Annotated in this window: 19 protein-coding genes and 1 tRNA gene; 14 read left to right on the plus strand and 6 right to left on the minus strand. The window is 70.3% G+C overall.

All coding sequences use genetic code 11. The features are described 5' to 3' along the window. The 3 genes from AC27LF_RS40890 to AC27LF_RS40900 all read left to right on the plus strand — a co-directional run. Positions 1-407 (plus strand): replication initiator (locus tag AC27LF_RS40890; protein WP_479664369.1); only part of this gene is annotated, 407 nt, incomplete at its 5' end. Next, positions 404-619 carry an excisionase family DNA-binding protein gene (locus tag AC27LF_RS40895; RefSeq protein ID WP_479661502.1) on the plus strand — a complete coding sequence of 72 codons (216 nt, stop codon included), beginning with the start codon at positions 404-406 and terminating at the stop codon, positions 617-619. The genes AC27LF_RS40890 and AC27LF_RS40895, both read left to right, overlap by 4 nt. Beyond that, on the plus strand, positions 619-1,761 hold the full coding sequence (locus tag AC27LF_RS40900) for a tyrosine-type recombinase/integrase (protein ID WP_479661503.1): 1,143 nt from the start codon (positions 619-621) through the stop codon (positions 1,759-1,761). The genes AC27LF_RS40895 and AC27LF_RS40900 overlap by 1 nt, the downstream gene beginning before the upstream one ends. 79 nt (positions 1,762-1,840) lie before the next feature. Here AC27LF_RS40900 and AC27LF_RS40905 read toward each other — a convergent pair. Beyond that, positions 1,841-1,914, minus strand: a tRNA-Gly gene (locus AC27LF_RS40905). 644 nt (positions 1,915-2,558) lie between these two features. Between AC27LF_RS40905 and dcd the strand changes: the two genes are divergently transcribed. After that, a complete protein-coding gene (gene dcd, locus AC27LF_RS40910; protein ID WP_404025030.1) occupies positions 2,559-3,134 on the plus strand; it encodes a dCTP deaminase in 576 nt (191 codons plus the stop codon). A 5-nt stretch (positions 3,135-3,139) separates the two neighbouring features. Then, the gene (locus AC27LF_RS40915; RefSeq protein ID WP_404025028.1) at positions 3,140-3,637 is read left to right on the plus strand and encodes a phosphoribosyltransferase; all 498 of its coding nucleotides are present in this window, start codon (positions 3,140-3,142) and stop codon (positions 3,635-3,637) included. Positions 3,638-3,730: 93 nt separating this feature from the next. On the opposite strand, the gene AC27LF_RS40920 is transcribed toward AC27LF_RS40915, so the two are convergent. The 3 genes from AC27LF_RS40920 to AC27LF_RS40930 all read right to left on the minus strand — a co-directional run bounded on the left by AC27LF_RS40920 (position 3,731) and on the right by AC27LF_RS40930 (position 8,712). Continuing rightward, complete coding sequence (locus AC27LF_RS40920) at positions 3,731-4,810, minus strand: Yip1 family protein (RefSeq protein ID WP_479661504.1); 1,080 nt, start codon at positions 4,808-4,810, stop codon at positions 3,731-3,733. Between the two features lie 160 nt (positions 4,811-4,970). After that, positions 4,971-6,272, minus strand: coding sequence for an FG-GAP repeat domain-containing protein (locus tag AC27LF_RS40925; RefSeq protein WP_479661505.1), 1,302 nt, complete (start codon positions 6,270-6,272; stop codon positions 4,971-4,973). Between the two features lie 118 nt (positions 6,273-6,390). Beyond that, positions 6,391-8,712, minus strand: a complete 2,322-nt coding sequence (locus AC27LF_RS40930; RefSeq protein WP_479661506.1) for a heterodisulfide reductase-related iron-sulfur binding cluster — start codon at positions 8,710-8,712, stop codon at positions 6,391-6,393. Positions 8,713-9,480: 768 nt separating this feature from the next. Here AC27LF_RS40930 and AC27LF_RS40935 point away from each other — a divergent pair. From AC27LF_RS40935 to AC27LF_RS40965, 7 genes are all read left to right on the plus strand, one after another. After that, positions 9,481-10,500 carry an MraY family glycosyltransferase gene (locus AC27LF_RS40935; protein ID WP_479661507.1) on the plus strand — a complete coding sequence of 340 codons (1,020 nt, stop codon included), beginning with the start codon at positions 9,481-9,483 and terminating at the stop codon, positions 10,498-10,500. A gap of 94 nt (positions 10,501-10,594) precedes the next feature. Beyond that, positions 10,595-12,436: a molecular chaperone DnaK gene (gene dnaK / locus AC27LF_RS40940; protein ID WP_479661508.1), complete on the plus strand. Its 1,842-nt coding sequence runs from the start codon at positions 10,595-10,597 to the stop codon at positions 12,434-12,436. Continuing rightward, the gene (gene grpE, locus AC27LF_RS40945; protein WP_479661509.1) at positions 12,433-13,122 is read left to right on the plus strand and encodes a nucleotide exchange factor GrpE; all 690 of its coding nucleotides are present in this window, start codon (positions 12,433-12,435) and stop codon (positions 13,120-13,122) included. Before dnaK ends, grpE begins: the two co-directional genes overlap by 4 nt. Positions 13,123-13,155: 33 nt before the next feature. Continuing rightward, the gene (dnaJ, locus tag AC27LF_RS40950; RefSeq protein ID WP_479661510.1) at positions 13,156-14,325 is read left to right on the plus strand and encodes a molecular chaperone DnaJ; all 1,170 of its coding nucleotides are present in this window, start codon (positions 13,156-13,158) and stop codon (positions 14,323-14,325) included. Positions 14,326-14,330: 5 nt separating this feature from the next. After that, positions 14,331-14,780 carry a heat shock protein transcriptional repressor HspR gene (locus tag AC27LF_RS40955; RefSeq protein WP_479661511.1) on the plus strand — a complete coding sequence of 150 codons (450 nt, stop codon included), beginning with the start codon at positions 14,331-14,333 and terminating at the stop codon, positions 14,778-14,780. 209 nt (positions 14,781-14,989) lie between these two features. Then, positions 14,990-16,096 carry a sugar ABC transporter substrate-binding protein gene (locus AC27LF_RS40960; RefSeq protein WP_479661512.1) on the plus strand — a complete coding sequence of 369 codons (1,107 nt, stop codon included), beginning with the start codon at positions 14,990-14,992 and terminating at the stop codon, positions 16,094-16,096. 513 nt (positions 16,097-16,609) lie between these two features. Then, positions 16,610-17,656 carry a helix-turn-helix transcriptional regulator gene (locus tag AC27LF_RS40965; RefSeq protein WP_479661513.1) on the plus strand — a complete coding sequence of 349 codons (1,047 nt, stop codon included), beginning with the start codon at positions 16,610-16,612 and terminating at the stop codon, positions 17,654-17,656. Here AC27LF_RS40965 and AC27LF_RS40970 read toward each other — a convergent pair. Then, positions 17,619-18,629, minus strand: a complete 1,011-nt coding sequence (locus tag AC27LF_RS40970; protein WP_479661514.1) for a helix-turn-helix transcriptional regulator — start codon at positions 18,627-18,629, stop codon at positions 17,619-17,621. The genes AC27LF_RS40965 and AC27LF_RS40970 overlap by 38 nt on opposite strands. A 104-nt stretch (positions 18,630-18,733) precedes the next feature. Between AC27LF_RS40970 and AC27LF_RS40975 the strand changes: the two genes are divergently transcribed. Next, positions 18,734-18,919 carry a hypothetical protein gene (locus AC27LF_RS40975; RefSeq protein ID WP_479661515.1) on the plus strand — a complete coding sequence of 62 codons (186 nt, stop codon included), beginning with the start codon at positions 18,734-18,736 and terminating at the stop codon, positions 18,917-18,919. 40 nt (positions 18,920-18,959) lie between these two features. Beyond that, complete coding sequence (locus AC27LF_RS40980) at positions 18,960-19,256, plus strand: (2Fe-2S)-binding protein (protein ID WP_351731652.1); 297 nt, start codon at positions 18,960-18,962, stop codon at positions 19,254-19,256. A 933-nt stretch (positions 19,257-20,189) separates the two neighbouring features. On the opposite strand, the gene AC27LF_RS40985 is transcribed toward AC27LF_RS40980, so the two are convergent. Then, a complete protein-coding gene (locus AC27LF_RS40985) occupies positions 20,190-20,615 on the minus strand; it encodes a pyridoxamine 5'-phosphate oxidase family protein (protein WP_479661516.1) in 426 nt (141 codons plus the stop codon). Between the last annotated feature and the right edge of the window lie 79 nt (positions 20,616-20,694).

The following is a 20,694-nucleotide window of genomic DNA, read 5'->3' on the forward strand; positions in this document are numbered from 1 at the left end:
CCGAGACAGCCACGGGCGCCCTCGACCGCCCGCTGAAGTTCGCCGCCGAACTCGCCCAACTCGACATCAGCGAGCACGCCCGCCGCCTCATCCGAACCGCCTGGACCCTCGGCGTCCGCAAGGACCTCGAACACCTCCGCCTGCGCGCCTGGGCCCACATGCTCGGCTTCCGCGGCCACTTCTCCACCAAATCCCGCCGCTACTCCACCACCCTCGGCGCCCTCCGCGACGCCCGCGCCGAATGGCGCCGAGCACAAGCGGCGACGGCAGCCGCCAACTCTCAGCCGGACACGACGTACGTCCTTGCGCACTGGGTTTTCGCCGGCACCGGCCTCAGCACCGTCGAGACCTGGCTTGCCGCATCCATCGAACCAGCCCTCGGAACGGAAGGGGAACCGACCGCATGACGACCGACCGCTACCTGTCCGTCGACCAGGTCGCCGAGCTGCTCGGCACGACCGCCCGTTTCCCTCGGCGGTTGATCGAAGAGCGGCGCATCCGGTACGTGAAGGTCGGTCGGCACGTACGCATCCCGGAGAGCGCGGTCAACGAGTACATCGGGGCCCGCACTGTTGAACCGATCCGGCTTCACCGCACCGTCGCCCGGAGGGCTGCCTGATGGCCAACAAGAAGGGCAACCGCAGACGCTTCGGAGCGGTCCGGCAGTACCGCTCCGGCCGCTGGACGGCTTCCTACCTCGGGCCTGACGGTGAACGCATCCGCGCGGACGAGACCTTCGAGACCAAGAAGGACGCGGAGATCTGGCTGTCCCAGGTAGAGGCGGATCTCACCCGTGGCGACTGGCGGGCCCCCGACGCGGGAGCAGTCAACTTTCGTACGTATTCCGAGAAGTGGGTCGAGGAGCGGGAACTGTCCGTACGTACCGTGGATCTGTACGAAGACCTCCTCAGGGTCCACATCTTCCCGGCCTTCGCCGCCCTCGACCTGGACGAGATCACCGCCCCGCGCGTCCGTGAGTGGCGCACTGAGCGGCTGCGGGCGACCGGCGCCAAGGCGTACCGGCTCGTCAAAGCCATCATGGAAACCGCTGTCGACGACGAACTGATCAGCCGCAACCCGTGCCGGATCAAGGGCGCGGGCAATGAGTCAGCCGCCGAACGTCGTATCGCCACCGTCGCCCAGGTCGATGCCCTCGCCGAAGCGATCGGGATCCGCTGGCGCCTCATGATCTACCTCGGCGCGTACGGCCCGATGCGCTCCGAAGCACTCGCGGGCCTGCGTCGCCGAGACGTCGATCCCGACAATCTCGTGATCCGCGTCCGTGTCGCTGAGCCAGAAAGGACCAACGGCAAGCGCGCTCCCGGCGAGACCAAGTCGGACGCGAGTGTCCGCATCGTCGTGCTCCCGGCCTTCCTCCACAAGGACGTGAAGCGGCATCTCTCCTGGTACGCCGAGAAGGGGCCGGATGGTCTGGTCTTCGTGGGCGAGAAGGGCGCGCCCTTCCGACGGACTTCCTACGGCCGCAAGTGGCGACGGGCTCGCGCGGTCGCCGGTCTGCCGGACGGCTTCCGCTTCTACGACCTTCGTCACACCGGGCACACCCTCTCGACCCGTTCCGGCGCGACCCTCAAGGACACGATGGTCCGCGCGGGCCCGTCCTCAGAGAAGGCCGCGCTGATCTATCAGCACTCCGACGACGAGCGGCAACGGGAGGTCGCCGCCGGGCTCGATGACCTGGTCCGCGCCGAGCGTGCGAAGCACCACGACGCGCACCACAACGAGGAGGTCGCCGAGAGCTAATGGTGCGGTTGTGGTGCGCGCCTCGCCCACCGGTCTAGACAACAAAGAACCCCCGGGTCCATGACCTGGGGGTTTCGTATGGAGCGGGTGACGAGAATCGAACTCGCGCTCTCAGCTTGGGAAGCTGATGTTCTACCATTAAACTACACCCGCGTAAGACGCCGACCGGAGTCGGTGTCCGAACGCTCGGTTACTCTACCTCATCGCAGGCCCCCGGTGCTGACGCCGTGGGCCTGAGCGCGTTTCAGGGGGTGGGATCCGGGTGCGGGGGGCCGGAGTTGGGGCGTACCGTGGGGGCGAGGAAGAGGGGCCGGGTGGGGTCGGAGTGCCGCCTGGAGAGTCGTCTCTTTGATCCCGTAATGTGGCTTTTGTCGTCAGGGTAGTTGGCCAGACGCGGCTCTTGGGGAAGGGACTCTTGGACTTGATGGAACGTACCGTCGTCCGCTGTGCCGATGGGCACGTGTTCAGCACCGCTTCGTTCCCGATGCAGCAGGCCGAGCGGCTTGGACCCGGCCGGCTCATCCGGTGTCCGCGGTGTGCCCGGCTCCGCAGCGTGGTGCCGGTCGCGCTTGAGAAGCAGTGATGCGGAGAAGCAGAAGCAGCAGCAGAAGCAGCGGGACAGTGCAGTAGGTAGTAGCGGCAGGGACAGGGGCTCGTTGGAGCTTGTGGCTGTCGGGAAAGTGAGAGGTGGTAGCCGCCGCCGAGCGGGGGCGTACCGGCGCTTCGCCGGTCGTCTCGTCCGCGCGCGGAGTCGTCACGATTGTCACGGCTCCGCGCGCCTTGCGTATCCTCGGGACGTGCTTCTCTCAGACAAGGACATCCGGGCCGAGATCGACGCCGGGCGGGTGCGGATCGATCCCTACGACGAATCCATGGTGCAGCCGTCGAGCATCGACGTGCGGCTGGATCGGTTCTTCCGGGTGTTCGAGAATCACCGGTACCCGCACATCGACCCCTCCATCGAGCAGGCCGATCTGACCCGGCTCGTGGAGCCGGACGGCGACGAGCCGTTCATCCTGCATCCCGGCGAGTTCGTGCTCGCCAGCACGTACGAGGTCATCACGCTGCCCGACGACCTCGCCTCGCGGCTGGAGGGCAAGAGTTCCCTCGGGCGGCTCGGGCTCGTCACACACTCCACCGCGGGCTTCATCGATCCCGGGTTCTCCGGGCACGTCACGCTGGAGCTGTCCAACCTCGCCACCCTGCCGATCAAGCTCTGGCCGGGCATGAAGATCGGGCAGCTGTGCATGTTCCGGCTGAGCTCGCCGGCCGAGTCCCCGTACGGCAGCGAGCGGTACGGCTCGCGGTACCAGGGGCAGCGCGGGCCCACCGCCTCCCGCTCCTACCTCAACTTCCACCGGACGCAGGTGTGAGCGACGTGAGCGACATACGCGAGAGCCTGACCTACGAGCGGTTCGGCGACGCCGTGCGCGAGTTGGCGCAGACCATCGCGGACGACGGGTACGAGCCGGACATCGTGCTCAGCATCGCGCGGGGCGGGGTGTTCCTCGCGGGCGGGCTCGCCTACGCCCTCGACTGCAAGAACCTCCACCTGGTGAACGTGGAGTTCTACACCGGTGTGGGCACCACGCTGGAGATGCCGGTGATGCTCGCGCCCGTCCCGAACCTGATCGACTTCTCCGAGAAGAAGGTCCTGATCACCGACGACGTCGCCGACACCGGCAAGACCCTCAAGCTGGTGCGCGACTTCTGCCTGGACACGGTCGCCGAGGTACGGTCCGCCGTGATCTACGAGAAGTCGCAGAGCCTCGTGAAGTGCGAGTACGTCTGGAAGCGCACGGACGACTGGATCAACTTCCCGTGGAGTGTTCTGCCGCCCGTGGTGCGGCGGGCCGGGCAGGTGCTCGACGCCTGAGAAGGGCACGGGAAGACTGCCGAGTGGGGGTTGATGGGCCCCTGGAAACCGCTTGGGTGCCTGGGGCCCTTTGCGGGCTTCGGGGGTGGGCCGTCAGAAGGTGCCCAGTTTCACGATCGACAGCAGGGCGATCAGTTGGATCGCCGACGCGCCCAGGGCCCGCGGCCACGGCAGGTCGTGGGAGCGGCTGACCATCAGGGTCAGCAGGGCGCCGCCCGCGAGCCAGGTGGCCCAGCCGAGGAGTTGGACGAAGCCCGCGTCGCCGCCGAAGAACATGGCGACGACCAGGCGGGGCGCGTCCGTGACGGACATGATCAGCATGGACAGGCCCACCGTGGGCTGCCAGGCGCCGTCGCCGCCGAGCTGGCGGGCCAGGGTGTGGGTGACCACGCCCAGCACGAACGCGCTGAGCACCATCGCGACGGCGGTGATCAGGACGATCGGTACGGCGTTGGAGAGCGTCGCGTTGATCGCCTCCTCGCGGGCCCCGTCGAAGCCGAAGACGGCGAGGAGACCGTAGAGGAAGGTCACGATGAGGGCCGGGCCCCACATCGTGTAGTCCCGCATCCGCAGGAACGTCTGGTTGGGTGCGACGACGATGCCGCGCAGCAGTTCCTTCCAGTGCAGGCGCGGGCCGATCGGACCGGCCGGGGCGGAGCCCGCGCGGTAGGTCCCGCCCTGCTGGTACGGGTCCTCGTCTATCGAGAACGCCTGGGTGTGGCCCGGCTGGTTGGCCGCGTACGGGTCGTGGCCGCCCTGCGGGTAGCCGTTCTGCGGATAGCCGTTCTGTGGGTGGCCGCCCTGGTGGCCGTAGCCGTCGCCGAAGTACTCGGGGCCGTCGCCGCCCTGGCCCGGGTGTCCGCCGCCCGCCTGCCGCCACTGGCCGCCGTCGCCGTACCGCGGCCGCTGCTGCGGCTGCGGCTGCGGCTGCGGCTGCGGCGCGGGGGGATAGCCGTACGACGGGCCGTACGACTGCCCCTGCCGGCCGTGCGCCGGGCCCTGCGGGGCCTGCTGTCGGTACGGGGGGTTCTGCGGGCGCGCTTGCGGGGCCCGGTCGTTCCGGCCGCCGCGTCCGATCCTGAATCCAGCCACGCCATCGAACGTACCTGGTCCCGCCGAGTGGCGTGCGGGGCCCGGGCGTTCGGGCCCGGCTTTGCGGCCGAGCTGTGACATCCCCTAGGGGTCCCCTAGGGGGCCTTTCCGGAGGAGTTCAGGGGCCCGCGCCCCCTTGGTCCTTGGGGGCGCGGGGAACTGCGCGACCAGCCACGACGGTGCCGCGGACGCCCGACGGCACGGCACGGCAGGGCACAGCGCGGCAAATCCCGCGGAGCGTTCAGCGGGGCAGGAACTCCGAGCTGGAGAAGGTGACCGCCGGCCTCGGCTCGACCAGGCCCTTGCCCGCGCCCCGGTACACGGTGATGGTGTCCCTCGTCTCGCCGCGGTACGTCCGCAGCGCCAGGTCGGCCCGTCCGTCGCCGTCGAAGTCGCCCACGGCCAGGACGCGGGTGGTGCCGCGGGCGGGCGGGGTGACGGTGACGGTGTCCCGGGCCGCGAGGCCCGCCGTGCCGCCGGGCACGATCCGCAGCCGGGAGCCGCTGGAGACGAGGTCGTCGTGGCCGTCGCCGTCGAAGTCGGCGGTGTCGAGCAGGGAGCCGGGAGCGGCCAGGGTGGCGCGCAGGGGCGTGGGCAGGTCGTAGCGCAGGGCCGTCTCCACCGTGCCGCCGATCGCCGCGTCCAGGGCCGGACCGCGGCCGAAGCGGCCGATCGCCACGTCGCTGCCGGCGGGCAGCCGCACGCCGGTGCGGGTCGGGCCGTCGGGGCCGCCGTGCACCACGGCTGAGGCGGCGGGGCCGGTGGCGGCGCGGACGACCATGTCGTCGTAGCCGTCGCGGTCGATGTCGACGGCGGGCCCGGTGGGTGCCTCGCCCGGGGCGGGGATCGGCGCGCCGGCCGCGTGCGGGGCGCCGGCCCGGCTGAACGGGCCCCGCAGGTACGACAGCCGGCCGCCGGAGGCGTGCACCACGAGGTCGGCCTTGCCGTCCCCGTCGAAGTCGCCGCACACCGGCTGGTCGGGCCAGTCGTTGCCGAAACGGGCGCGGGCCGGGACGGAGAGCGGGACGGCGCGGCCGGTCAGGCCCGCGGGGGAGCCGAACAGGATCTGCAGCGGCACCGGGGGCGCGCCCTGGCCGTCGTAGGGCGGGTCGGTCGACACGACGAGGTCGGTGAAGCCGTCGCCGTCCAGGTCGCAGCTCGTCTCCGGGTCGAAGACGGCGGGGAGCCGGCCCTTCGTCGGCGCGGCCTGCTTGCGCGGGCTGAGCAACTGCCGTGCGCCGGGCCGGAGTCCGTGTCCGCTGCCGTACACGATGCCGATGCCCGCGTCGTCCTCGTGGCTCCGCGCCTTCACCAGGTCGCCGAGGACGAGGTCGCGGTGGCCGTCGCCGTTGAAGTCGTCGGGGACGTCGCTGCCGGTGCCGCGCGGTACGGGGAGCAGGGCGGGGGCGTCGGCGATGGTGACCGGGTCGCGGTCGGCGGGGCCGGCGTCGGGGGCCCCGGGGCCGCAGGCGGCGAGGAGCAGACCCCCGCAGCCGAGCGCCACCGCCACCGCCGTCCGTTTCCCGTACGTCCGCACGCGCATCGCCCGCCCCGTCCGTCCCGTCGACAACGACCCGGCCATGATGCACGTGTGCACAGGACGACGACACCCCCGGGCCCGCCGGGGCACGAGGGTGTCGGTATGTCCAGGGCTTCGCCGGTCACTTCACCGGCTCGGGCTCCGGTGCGTCCTCGGTCTTCGGCTCGCCCGCCGGGTCGATCGGCGTCTTGACGGAGTCGAGGAGCAGCTGGGCGACGTCCACGACCTGGATGGACTCCTTGGCCTTGCCCTCGTTCTTCTTGCCGTTGACGGAGTCGGTGAGCATGACCAGGCAGAACGGGCAGGCGGTGGAGACGATGTCCGGGTTGAGGGAGAGGGCTTCGTCGACGCGCTCGTTGTTGATGCGCTTGCCGATCCGCTCCTCCATCCACATGCGGGCGCCGCCGGCGCCGCAGCAGAAGCCGCGTTCCTTGTGCCGGTGCATCTCCTCGTTCCTGAGGCCCGGGACCTTGCCGATGATCTCGCGCGGGGGTGTGTAGATCTTGTTGTGGCGGCCCAGGTAGCAGGGGTCGTGGTAGGTGATGATGCCCTCGACCGGGGTGACGGGGATCAGCCTGCCCTCGTCGACGAGGTGCTGGAGCAGCTGGGTGTGGTGGATGACCTCGTAGTCGCCGCCGAGCTGCGGGTATTCGTTGCCGATGGTGTTGAGGCAGTGCGGGCAGGTGGCGACGATCTTCTTCGCCGACTTCGGCTTGCGGGACTCGTCGGTCACCTTGCCGTCGTCGTCCAGTTCCTCGCCGAACGCCATGTTCAGGGCCATGACGTTCTCGGCGCCCAGTTCCTGGAACAGGGGCTCGTTGCCGAGGCGGCGGGCGGAGTCGCCGGTGCACTTCTCGTCGCCGCCCATGATCGCGAATTTGACGCCCGCGATGTGCAGGAGTTCCGCGAACGCCTTGGTGGTCTTCTTGGCGCGGTCCTCCAGGGCGCCGGCGCAGCCGACCCAGTACAGGTACTCGACCTCGGTGAGGTCCTCGATGTCCTGGCCGACGACCGGGACCTCGAAGTCGGCACCTTCCCGCAGCAGCTCTTGCGTCCACGCGAGGCGCTGCTTCTTGGCCAGGCCCCAGGGGTTGCCCTTCTTCTCCAGGTTCTTGAGCATCGTGCCCGCCTCGGACGGGAACGCGGACTCGATCATCACCTGGTAGCGGCGCATGTCGACGATGTGGTCGATGTGCTCGATGTCGACCGGGCACTGCTCGACGCAGGCGCCGCAGGTGGTGCAGGACCACAGCACGTCCGGGTCGATGACGCCGCCCGCGGCGTGGCCGCTGTCAGACGCAGCCTCGGCGGTGCCGATCAGCGGTCGTTCGGCCTCGGCGAGCGCCGTCGCCGGGACGTCCTTCAGCTGCTCCGCGGTGGCCTTCTCCTCGCCCTCCATGGTCTTGCCGCCGCCCGCGAGCAGGTACGGCGCCTTGGCGTGCGCGTTGTCCCGCAGGGACATGATCAGCAGCTTCGGGGAGAGTGGCTTGCCGGTGTTCCAGGCCGGGCACTGCGACTGGCAGCGGCCGCACTCGGTGCAGGTGGAGAAGTCCAGCAGGCCCTTCCAGGAGAACTGCTCGACCTGCGATACGCCGAAGACGTCGTCGTCACCGGGGTCGGCGAAGTCGATCGGCTTGCCGCCGGAGGTCATCGGCAGGAGTGCGCCGAGGGAGGACTCGCCGGTGGCGTTGCGCTTGAACCAGATGTTCGGGAACGCGAGGAAGCGGTGCCAGGCCACACCCATGTCGGTCTTCAGGGCGACCGTGATCATCCAGATGAAGGACGTGGCGATCTTCAGGCCGGCGAAGAAGTAGGTGAGGTTCTGCAGCGTGGAGACGTCCGTGCCGCTCAGCCAGGAGACGACCGGGTACGAGACGAAGAAGGACGCCTCGTAGCCGTTCACGTGGTGCTGGGCGCCCTCCAGGGCGTGCAGCATGAAGATGCAGACGCCGACGATGAGGATGACGGCCTCGACGAAGTACGCCTGGCCGAAGTTGGAGCCCGCGAAGCGGGACTTGCGGCCCGGGCGGCGCGGGTGGCTCAGCTGGCGGACGGCGATCAGCACCAGGATGCCGAGGACCGTCATGGTGCCGATGAACTCGACGAAGACGTTGTACGGGGCCCAGTCGCCGATGACCGGCAGCAGCCAGTCCGCCTGGAACAGCTGGCCGATCGCGTTGACGATCGTCAGCAGCAAGGTGAAGAAGCCCACCGCCACGAACCAGTGCGCCACGCCGACGACGCCCCAGCGGTTCATCCGGGTGTGGCCGAGGAATTCCTTGACCACGGTGAGTGTGCGCTGTGCGGGGGCGTCGGTCCGGGTCCCGGCCGGGACGGGCTGGCCGAGGCGCATGAAGGCGTAGAGCTGGAGGAGGGCGCGGCCGAACAGTGCCACGCCGACCACGATCAGGACCAGCGACACGATGATCGCGGCGAGTTGCATTGGGGCTCCTGAGGCGGCCTCGAAATTACTAAGCGGTAACTTATGCAGTCCGTCTGAGACTACCCCCATCTTCCTTCGCACTGTAGCCGGGCACGAGGTGATCTGAGTCGCCCCACTACCAGGCTGGGGCGCCGGGTCCGGTCGAGGGCCGGGCGGGGGTGGCCACGGGGCGCGGGTTCGGCGGGGGCTCGCCGCGGGCCGGAGGCCGGCGGCAGCGCAGGCGCCGGCCCGACCCGGGGTTCGTCCGGTGGGCCGACCGGGCATGTGGCGGGTGGGCGTGGCCCCCGAAGGGGCGCGGGGAACTGCGCGCTCAGCCCGGACGTGGCCGCACTCGGCGGACCGCGTGCTGCCCCGCGGCGGGTGGCCGGACCCGTCCCGGCGGCGCGGCTCCGCTTGCCGTCGGGGCCCAGGGTCGCCGCCCGAAGGGGCGCGGGGAACTGCGCGCTCAGCCGAGACGTGGCCGCACTCGGCGGACGGCGTGCCGCCCCGCGGCGGGTGGCCGATCTGGCAAAGACATGCCGCGCTCGGCGGACGGCGTGCCGCCCCGCGGCGGGTGGCCGATCTGGCAAAGACATGCCGCGCTCGGCGGACGGCGTGCCGCTCCGCGGCGGGTGGCCGATCCGGCAAAGACATGCCGCACTCGGCGGACGGCGTGCCGCTCCGCGGCGGGTGGCCGATCCCGCAAAGACGCGCAGCGATTCGTCGGATTCGGGTTATTCGATCGTGTTATTCATACCGAATCGCCCCGTTCACGCCTACTTTGGAGCCGTGCTCTACGGGATTCTCGCCGCCACCACCGCCCTGCTGCTCACCGCCGTGCTCGCGGCACTGCTCCGCGCCCCCGCGCTGCGCGCCGGCGTGGTCGACCGCCGGTGCCGGCGCCCCGTGCCGCTGCTGGGCGGCGCCGCCGTCGTCCTCGTCACCTGTCTCGTCGCCGGCGCGGGCCAGTGGACGGGGGTCGCGCCGCTCGGCGACGGCGTCGGCCGGCTGCTCCTCGCGGCCGCGGGCGTCGCCCTGCTCGGACTGGTCGCCGACGTGTGGCGGCTGCGGGCCCGGGTGCTGGTCGCCGGTACGGCGGTGGCGGCCGCCGCGGTCGTACCGTACGAGGAGACCGGGGTGGCGGCCGGACTGCCGGCGGTGGCGTGGATCGTGTTCGTGGCGCTCGCCTTCCGGGCCCTGGACCACGCCGACGGGCTCGCCGGGACCGTCGGGGTGGTGACCGCCTTCGGCGTGGGGGCCTGCGCCGCCGCCGAGGTGATGGACGGGCTGGCCGTGCTGCTCAGCGTGCTCGCCGCCGCGCTCACCGGGTTCCTCATGCACAACTGGCATCCCGCGCGGATCGGCCTCGGCGCCTGCGGCTCGCTGTTCACGGGGTTCCTGCTGGCCGCGGCGGGCGTGTTCACCCGGGCCGGGTACGGGATCGGGTCCAGCGCGGGCGTGCTGTTCTCGCTGACCGCCCTGGCCGGCGTCGACGTGCTGCTCGTGGCGGTGTCGCGGCGGATGGCCCGCAGGCCGCTGCTGCGCGAGGGCCCCGACCATGTGGCGCACCGGCTGCGGCGGCTCGGGCTCACCCCGCAGGGTGCCACCGTGCTGGCGGCGCTCGCGGCGTTCTCCGGGGTGCTCGTCGGGGTGCTCGCGCACACCGGGTGGGCGGGCGAGGAGAGCGTGCTGTGGGTGGCGGGCGGGGCGCTGGTCGTCGTACTCCTGCTGTTGCGGGTTCCGGCGTACGGGGCACGCCGTATGGCGTCTACGCAGGTCAGCGCCCAGTTGCGTGTAAGGAGCGGATAAGAGTTGAGCCCAGCTGACTCAGGTCTGTTGACCCAGCGGGCCGCCTCATGCACACTTGAGTCCGTTCCACTCAAGTCAGCTGGAGGAAATCACCATGGCACGTGCGGTCGGCATCGACCTGGGCACGACTAACTCCGTCGTCAGCGTTCTGGAGGGCGGCGAGCCCACCGTCATCACCAACGCAGAGGGCGCCAGGACCACGCCGTCCGTCGTCGCCTTCGCCAAGAACGGCGAGGTGCTCGTCGGCGAGGTCGCCAAGCGCCAGGCGGTCACCAACGTGGACCGGACCATCCGCTCCGTGAAGCGCCACATGGGCACCGACTGGAAGATCCAGCTGGACGGGAAGGACTTCAACCCGCAGCAGATCTCCGCGTTCATCCTGCAGAAGCTGAAGCGGGACGCCGAGTCCTACCTGGGCGAGAAGGTGACCGACGCGGTCATCACCGTCCCCGCGTACTTCAACGACTCCGAGCGCCAGGCCACCAAGGAGGCCGGCGAGATCGCGGGCCTCAACGTCCTGCGCATCGTCAACGAGCCCACCGCGGCCGCGCTCGCCTACGGCCTCGACAAGGACGACCAGACGATCCTCGTCTTCGACCTCGGTGGCGGCACCTTCGACGTGTCCCTCCTGGAGATCGGCGACGGCGTCGTCGAGGTGAAGGCCACCAACGGCGACAACCACCTCGGCGGTGACGACTGGGACCAGCGCGTCGTCGACTACCTGGTCAAGCAGTTCCAGTCCGGCCACGGCGTGGACCTGTCCAAGGACAAGATGGCCCTCCAGCGGCTGCGCGAGGCCGCGGAGAAGGCCAAGATCGAGCTGTCCTCGTCCACCGAGACCTCGATCAACCTGCCCTACATCACCGCGTCCGCCGAGGGCCCGCTGCACCTGGACGAGAAGCTGACCCGCGCCCAGTTCCAGCAGCTGACCGCGGACCTGCTGGAGCGCTGCAAGACCCCGTTCCACAACGTCATCAAGGACGCCGGCATCCAGCTCGGCGAGATCGACCACGTCGTCCTCGTCGGCGGCTCCACCCGTATGCCCGCCGTCGCCGAACTGGTCAAGGAGCTGACCGGCGGCAAGGAGGCCAACAAGGGCGTCAACCCGGACGAGGTCGTCGCCATCGGCGCCTCGCTGCAGGCCGGTGTCCTCAAGGGTGAGGTCAAGGACGTCCTGCTCCTCGACGTGACCCCGCTGTCCCTCGGCATCGAGACCAAGGGCGGCATCATGACCAAGCTGATCGAGCGCAACACGACGATCCCGACGAAGCGTTCGGAGATCTTCACCACGGCCGAGGACAACCAGCCGTCGGTGCAGATCCAGGTCTACCAGGGCGAGCGCGAGATCGCGGCCTACAACAAGAAGCTCGGCATGTTCGAGCTGACCGGTCTGCCGCCGGCGCCGCGCGGCGTCCCGCAGATCGAGGTCTCCTTCGACATCGACGCCAACGGCATCATGCATGTCACGGCGAAGGACCTCGGCACCGGCAAGGAGCAGAAGATGACCGTCACCGGCGGCTCCTCGCTGCCGAAGGACGAGGTCGACCGCATGCGCGAGGAGGCCGAGCGGTACGCGGAGGAGGACCACAAGCGCCGCGAGGCCGCCGAGACCCGTAACCAGGGCGAGCAGCTGGTCTACCAGACGGAGAAGTTCCTCAAGGACAACGAGGACAAGGTCCCGGGCGAGATCAAGACCGAGGTCGAGGCGGCCGTCGCCGAGCTGAAGGAGAAGCTCAAGGGCGAGGACACCACCGAGATCCGCAGCGCCACGGAGAAGGTCGCGGCCGTCTCCCAGAAGCTGGGCCAGGCCATGTACGCCGACGCCCAGACCGGGCAGGCCGCCGCCGGCACCCCGGGTGCGGCCGGGACCAAGGCCGACGACGATGTCGTCGACGCCGAGATCGTGGACGACGAGCGCAAGGACGGTGCCGCGTGACGGAGGAGACCCCGGGCTTCGACGAGAAGCCCGACGTCCCCTCAGGCGCCACCCCCGAAGACGCCGAGCCGCAGGCCGCCTCGCCCTCTCCGGAGGAGGCGGCGGCCCCGGCAGGGGACGCGAGCCAGAACGCCGGCCTGGTGGCCCAGCTGGACCAGGTCCGTATGGCGCTGGGCGAGCGCACCACGGACCTCCAGCGCCTCCAGGCCGAATACCAGAACTACCGCCGCCGCGTCGAGCGCGACCGGGTCGCGGTCCGGGAGATCGCCATCGCGAACCTCCTGACCGAGCTCCTGCCCGTGCTCGACGACATCGGCCGCGCCCGGGAACACGGCGAACTCGTCGGCGGTTTCAAGTCCGTCGCCGAATCGCTGGAGACCGTCGCGGCCAAGATGGGACTGCAGCAGTTCGGCAAGGAGGGCGAGCCCTTCGACCCGACGATCCACGAGGCCCTGATGCACTCGTACGCGCCGGACGTCAGCGAGACGACGTGCGTGGCGATTCTGCAGCCCGGGTATCGGATCGGCGAGCGCACCATCCGCCCCGCGCGGGTGGCCGTGGCCGAACCCCAGCCCGGGGCGCAGCCGGCCAAGGCGGAGGGCGGTGACGAGAGTGCGGCGGGCGGCTCCGGCGGCTCGGCCGGCTCCGCTGACGACAAGGAGAACGGTGGCCCGGAAGAGGGCTGACGTAAGCATCGAGCGGAAGGAGGGACGTCGGGGATGAGCACCAAGGACTTCATCGAGAAGGACTACTACAAGGTCCTCGGCGTCCCCAAGGACGCCACCGAGGCGGAGATCAAGAAGGCGTACCGGAAGCTCGCCCGCGAGTACCACCCGGACGCCAACAAGGGCAACGCCAAGGCGGAGGAGCGCTTCAAGGAGATCTCCGAGGCGAACGACATCCTCGGTGACCCCAAGAAGCGCAAGGAGTACGACGAGGCCCGCACCCTCTTCGGCAACGGCGGCTACCGCCCGGGGCCGGGCGCGGGCGGCGGCAACTTCAACTTCGACCTGGGCGACCTCTTCGGGGGCAACGCCCAGGGCGGGGGCGGCTTCGGCGGCGGCCTCGGCGACGTCTTCGGGGGCCTGTTCAACCGGGGCGGCACGGGCACCACGCGCACCCAGCCGCGGCGCGGCCAGGACATCGAGTCCGAGGTCACGCTGAGCTTCACGGAGGCCATCGAGGGCGCCACGGTGCCGCTGAGGATGTCCTCGCAGACCCCGTGCAAGGCATGCTCCGGCACCGGCGACAAGAACGGCACACCGCGCGTGTGCCCGACCTGCGTCGGCACCGGCCAGGTGGCGCGGGGTTCGGGCGGCGGCTTCTCGCTGACCGACCCCTGCCCCGACTGCAAGGGCCGCGGTCTGATCGCCGAGCACCCCTGCCTGGAGTGCAAGGGCAGCGGCCGGGCCAAGTCGTCCCGGACCATGCAGGTCCGCATCCCCGCGGGGGTGACGGACGGGCAGCGGATCCGGCTGCGCGGCAAGGGCGCACCCGGCGAGCGCGGCGGCCCGGCGGGCGACCTGTACGTGGTCGTGCACGTCGGCGAGCACCCGGTGTTCGGCCGCAAGGGCGACAACCTCACGGTGACCGTCCCGGTGACGTTCACCGAGGCGGCCCTCGGCGGCGAGGTCCGGGTGCCGACCCTGGGCGGTCCCGCCGTCACGCTGAAACTGCCGCCGGGCACACCCAACGGCCGCACCATGCGGGCCCGGGGCAAGGGCGCGGTCCGCAAGGACGGCACGCGCGGGGACCTGCTGGTCACCGTCGAGGTGAGTGTTCCCGGGGACCTGACGGGGAAGGCTCGTGACGCGCTGGAGGCGTATCGCGAGGCGACCGTGGGCGAGGATCCGCGGGCGGAGCTGTTCGAGGCCGCGAAGGGAGCTTGAGGGTGATGGACGGCCGTCGACGTAACCCGTATGAACTGACCGAGGAGACCCCGGTCTACGTCATCTCGGTGGCGGCCCAGCTCTCCGGACTCCACCCGCAGACGCTGCGCCAGTACGACCGGCTCGGTCTTGTCTCTCCGGACCGCACCGCGGGACGGGGCCGCCGTTACTCGGCCCGCGACATCGAACTGCTCCGTCAGGTGCAGCAGTTGTCGCAGGACGAGGGCATCAACCTGGCCGGTATCAAGCGCATCATCGAGCTGGAGAACCAGGTCGCCGCGCTCCAGTCCCGCGTCGCGGAACTGGAGGCGGCCCTGGACGGAGCGGCCGCGGCCATGCGGCAGCGGGAGGCCGCCGTCCACGCCTCCTACCGCCGGGATCTGGTGCCGTATCAGGAGGTCCAGCAGACCAGTGCGCTCGTGGTGTGGCGGCCGAAACGGCAGCAGAGCGACTGACGGTCTTCACCCGAACTCCCTTGGGTGGAGAGCCGGTAAAGAGGGTTTGGCGTAGGTTCCGCCAGACCTTCACACGGTCTTCGGGCGTGGTGTTGCGCACTCGTTAAGCGGTTCTGCTTGACGCGGGTGGTGTCGGCGCGTTGGCTTTTCTGTCATCTGCGCCGCAATGCGGCCTCCACGTCCCGAACGCACCTGAAGTGAGCACCCGAATGCGTCGTATCGCCATATCCGTGGCCGCATCCTCGATGGTCCTGTCGCTCGCCGGCTGCGGCGTTCTGCACGCGACGGGTGACTCCGGCGACGCGAGCCCCACCAAGGGCGACGACATCACCGTGGGCCTGCTGCTGCCGGAGACGGCGAACACGCGGTACGAGAAGTTCGACCACCCCATCATCAAGGAGAAGGTCGCCTCCCTGACCAAGCAGCGGGGCAGGGTCGAGTACGCCAACGCCGAGGCGGACGCGGCGAAGCAGACCGCGCAGATGCAGAAGATGATCGACGACAGGGTCGATGTCATCCTGCTGGACGCGGTCGACTCGCACGCCATCGCGGGCCAGGTGAAGAAGGCCAAGGAGGCGGGCATCCCGGTCATCGCGTACGACCGGCTGGCCGAGGGGCCGATCGACGCGTACATCTCCTTCGACAACGAACTCGTCGGTGAGGCGCAGGGGCGGTCGCTGCTGGAGGCGCTGGGCACGGACATCGACTCCTCCGACAAGGTCGTCATGATGAACGGCTCGCCGACCGACCCGAACGCGAAGCAGTTCAAGCAGGGCGCGCTGTCCGAACTGAACGGCAAGGTGACGATCGCGGCGTCCTTCGACACGAAGGACTGGAAGGCGGAGAACGCCGAGGCCAACATGGTTCGCGCGATCAACGACATCGGCAAGGACAACATCGCGGCCGTCTACTCCGCCAACGACGGCATGGCGGGCGGCGTCATCAAGGCGCTCCAGGCCGCCGGCGTGACCGATCTGCCGCCGATCACCGGGCAGGACGCGGAGCTTTCTGCGGTGCAGCGGATCATCGCCGGCGAGCAGTACATGAGCGTCTACAAGCCCTACCCGGACGAGGCCGAATCGGCCGCCGAGATGGCGGTCGCGAAGGTCCAGGGCAAGGACATCCAGTTCGACGCGCTCACCCGCGACACGGTGGACAGCCCCACCACCAAGGGCATCCCGGCCCAGCTGGTGCAGGTGAGCGCGATGACCAAGAACAACATCGACGACACGGTCGTCGCGGACGGCATCTACAAGATCTCCGACATCTGCACCGCCAAGTACAAGGCGGCCTGCGACGCCCTCGGCCTGAAGTAGCACCCACGGCTGCGCCTGCCTCGACCGGGGCGGGTCAAGTTCCGGGATTCCAGGGCCGGTTGACGCGCGCCTGAGGGGCGCCGGGGGCCTGTTGTGCGCTGCCCGGGGGCGGGGATGTGGCCTAGCGGGGGCCGGTGCGCGGTGCCCTCGCCGGCCCGCGCCGACGGCCGTCGAGGTCGCCCCGGGGAGTACGGCCCTCGCTGCCGCTCCCGGGGGTTCGGTGGCCGCCTGGGCACGTTCCCCGCATCTCTCGTGCCACCGCCCCGGCCGGAGGCGACGATCAGGCTTCACCGGAACCGGCCAGGTCCACGATGTCCGCCGTGCTTTGCTCGGGCAACTCTTGCCGTGCGGGCCGTAGCCGGGCGGTGGCGGGTGGGCTGCGGGACCCTGGGAGGAAGCGGGAGATACCGGTGCTTATCCCGGGGCGCGGCAGGAAGAGCCGTGTTGCGGAGCCGGTCGGCGCCGCGCATAGTTGCGCTGCGGAAGTGGCAGCAACCGGGGGTGGAATGGGCGATGGCCGGGTGCGGAACGGAGGAGCATCCACATGGCGCCGACCGCCTGTGCGAAGCCGGGGATCGCGTGTATTCCCGGGCCTTGCGGCGCGGCCGTGTGCCGCGCGCGGAGGCCGAGCCGGTGCCCTGCCTGCTGGAACTCGCCCTGCTGCACCCGGACCCGGACGCCATGGACTGGCTGGTGCCGACCTCGCCGCAGGAGGTCATGACCCGGCTGCTGCGCGGCGTGTACGAGGAGGTCAGGGAGAGCCAGCGGCGGGTGGGGTCGGCGGTGGCCGCCTTCGAGCGGTACGCCGGTCTCGGCCGCCAGCTCCAGACCGCCGCGTACGCCCCGGCCGAGGGCACCGCGATCCGGGTGCTCGACGGGCTGTCCCGCATCCAGGCGGCGATGGACGAGGCGACCGAGGCGTGCACCACCGAGGTGCTGACGGTGCAGCCGGGCGGCATCCGGCGGGAGGCCGAGCTGACCGAGGGCCTGCACCGGGCGCTGGCGCTGCGCGGCCGGGGCGTGCGCATGCGCGACCTGTACACGCATGTGGCGCGGCACGGCCAGGGGCTGCTCAACTACCTGGAGCTGATGGGCGACACGGTCGAGGCCCGCACCCTGGACGAGGTCATCGACCGGCTGATCCTGTTCGACCGCACGGTCGCCTTCATCCCGGCCAACACCGACCGCACGATGGCGCTGGAACTGCGTCACCCGGCGCTGGTCGAATACCTGGTGACGGTGTTCGAGCGGCTGTGGCGGCTGGCGATCCCGCTGACCGCCCCGCTGCCCGACACCGGCATCGAGGGCATCTCGCACCGTGAGCAGTCCATCGCCGCGCTGCTCGCGGAGGGCCACCAGGACGCGGTCATCGCGGAGCGCCTCGGCATCAGCGTCCGTACCTGCCGCGCCCATATCGCCCGGCTGTCGGAAACCCTCGGCGCGGCCAGCCGTACCCAGTTGGGCGTGCGCATCGCCCAGGTGGGCCTGGACGGTCCGCCGCGCACCGCGGGCGGGAGCCCGCTCAGCCTTCCTGATCAAGGATCCCCGAGCGTGCGATGAGATAGCCGAGCTGGGCCCGGCTGCCGCTGCCCAGGGCCTGGGCCAGCTTGGCGATATGGGCGCGGCAGGTGCGTACGTTCATGCCGAGACGGCGGGCGATGGCCTCGTCGACATGGCCCTCGACGAGGAGCTTGGCGATGGAGTGCTGGATGTCCGTGATGCCGTCGGGGGCCGGCTCGTAGGGCCCGTCCGTGCCCAGCGGGACGGCGCGGCTCCACATGAACTCGAAGACCTTGACGAGGTAGCGGACCAGTCCCGGCTGGCGCAGTTCCAGGGCGACCTGCTGGTCGTCGCGGATGGGGATGAAGGCGACGGTGTCGTCGCAGATGATCAGTCGCTCCACCAGTTCGTCGATGGTGCGGTACTCCGCCTTGCCGTCGGCGAGGTGCGCGGCGTAGGCCAGCTTCTCCGGGTTGTGGCGGGCGGTGTGCTGGTACAGGGTGCGGATCCGGACGCCGCGTTCGATCAGCGGACGGTCGCGCTCCAGGCCCTTGAGCACGCTGCGTTCGGAGATGCGGTCGCTGGGCTGGACCGTGAGCACTTCGGTGCGGCACTGCTCGGTGGCCAGGTTCAGCGCGGCGTTGATCCGTTCGCTGCCCTCCAGCAGGGTCATCGAGTCGCTGCTGGTCGTGGCCTGTGTGCTGAGCGCCATGAACGGCTCGAAGGCGCCGGCCAGCTCGATGGTCAGCCGCCGGCGCTCGGTTATCTCGCGCTCTATGGGGCTGAGGCGCCGTGCCAGGGCGACCGCGGGGGACACCGGACGCAATTGGTCCGGATCGTCCGGGTCCGGGTGGAGCAGGCCGAACTCCAGGAGACAGGGGGCGGTTTCCACATCTGTGCGTGCGACGCGACCGGTGCGTAGAGCTGCGGCGTAGATGCGGCCACCGTCCTCGCACAGTTCCGTCACAGCATGGGGATGTGTCGCTTTTATGTGATTCGTTGCCAAATCTCCACCCCCCAGGGTCCTGAACATGCAGGAACATGATGCACCGATTGTGTGGCCATGACGTGCCCGAATGAGCCATCGTCATACCCGACGGGGGAAAAGGGGACCTTCGAGTGAGGACGAAGCCGACTATGCGTAAGAAAATGCTTGGCTCGGTGCTTGTCTCTGCCTTCTCCGCCCTCGTGGCCGTCGGCGTGTTGGGCGGCTTCTCCGGCGAGCAGAGCGATGTTCGGGCAAACACCAGCTGGCCGATCGTCGTGATGGGCGAGGACAACACCTCGTGGCCGCTCCCGCCGGCAGATGGAGCCGGGAGCTGACGTGACCACTCCACCCGACGACCGATCCTTCCGCCGTGAGATGGCGACCGCCTATCGCTCCGGCTGGCACTTCATCGACCTGGTCACCGCCATCCCCCACAGCGGCGACTCGCTGATGGTGACCGTGTTCGGCGAGCCGGTCGTCGTGACGCGGGACGAGGACGAGGACGTGCGGGCGTACCGGTGTCTGAGGAAGCCCCGAGGGGCGCCGCAGCCTGTGCGATGTGCCATCCGGTACGGAATGATCTTTGTGAACCTGGACCAACGGGACCACCGGCTCGCGGAGCCGGAGGTCGCGGACCTGAGGACCATCTCGGCCACCCCCCGCAGTGCCTGACGCGATTCCCCCGTCGTAAAAGATCGCTCAGGCGCTTCCCCCCGCAGCGGCGTCACCGTGACCTGAACACGGTGACGCCGCTGTAGTTTCTGGGGACATGTCGCGACATCGGCGCGTTCTGACGCTGGCCGAAAACCGTTACCGGCCGAATGCGGACTAGGCCGGGAATGACACTTGACCCCAACACGACCGCCCCCCTCCTGTGTCCCACGACGACACGGGCGCCGATGGAGACCGTGAACGTCCGGTGTCACCTGGGCCCGGCGTCCGACACCTGGCTGCCGCCCGCGCCCGGTCCCGTGCAGGTCCGGCCCCCACGCCCGGGCCCGCCCGGCTTGCCTAGCCGTTACAGGAGTGACGCGCGTCCGGCTTCGGACGCGTCTGGTGTCGCTCGTTTCCGGTGTCGTGTGGGTCCGGCGTCTTGCGGTGCGGTGTCGTCTGCTTCCGGGGGTCACGCGCGTCCAGTGTCGCTTGTGTCCGCGTCCTGCGCTTGGGCGTCGCCCGCATGCCCGGCGTTCACCGTATCCCAGGGTCCGCCTGGCCCACCTCGACGTCAGGCGGGTCCGGCGTCGGGTGCGACCGGCGCCGGTTGCGTTCGGCGGTGCCGTCGCCTGCGTCAGGTGCCGTGTGTGTCCGGCCACCTGCGTGCCGGGCCCGCCGGGCTTGCCTCGGCGTCACGCGCGTCCGGCGTCGGCTGCGTCCGTCCGGCGTCTCGGGCCTGGGGGTCGCCGGCTTCCGGTCGCCCGCGTCCGAGGGCCTGCCCGGCCCTCCTCGGTGCCAGGCGGGCCAGGAGTGCCCCCGTCTTCGTGTCTGGTGTTTGGAGGCCGCCCGCACCCGGTGCCGTGCAGGTCCGGGCCCCACGCCCGGATCCGCTCGGCCCGTCTCGGCCTCCGTGGGGCGCGCGGGGGCGCCTGTGTCTGTTCGGTGTTGCGGTCAGCCGCGGCCCAAGGCACGCTCCACCTTGATTTCGATCACCACCCGGGACGGGTTGGGGGACGGAGTCCGTTCGTAGCGTTCGGCGTGGCGGCGTTCCGCCTCCGCGACTCGGTCTCGGTCGGCGTGGACGAAGGCGCGGCCCTCCAGGGTGGCCCAGCGGCGGCCGTCCACCTGGCAGACGGCGACCCGGGCGCCGGCCGGACCGGCCGCGCGGACATGCCCCGCCTTGGCGCTCGTCCCGTTCGTGATCACCCGGGCCAGCCGGGCCGCCGGATCGAAGGTCACGGAGACGGGCACCACGTGCGGGCTGCCGTCGGCCCGCAGGGTGGTCAGCGTGCACAGGTGGCGCTCTTGCCAGAAGGCGAGGTACGACACGTGCGGGGCGTCGAGGTCAACGGCGTATTCCACGGCGGGTCGGCTCATGTTCGGAAGGTAGCCGCCGAAGACTCCCTCAGCTCGCCTTGAGTGGAATAGACTCAACTTTGTGTACGTTGGTTAAGTC

Source organism: Streptomyces diversicolor (assembly GCF_057537855.1).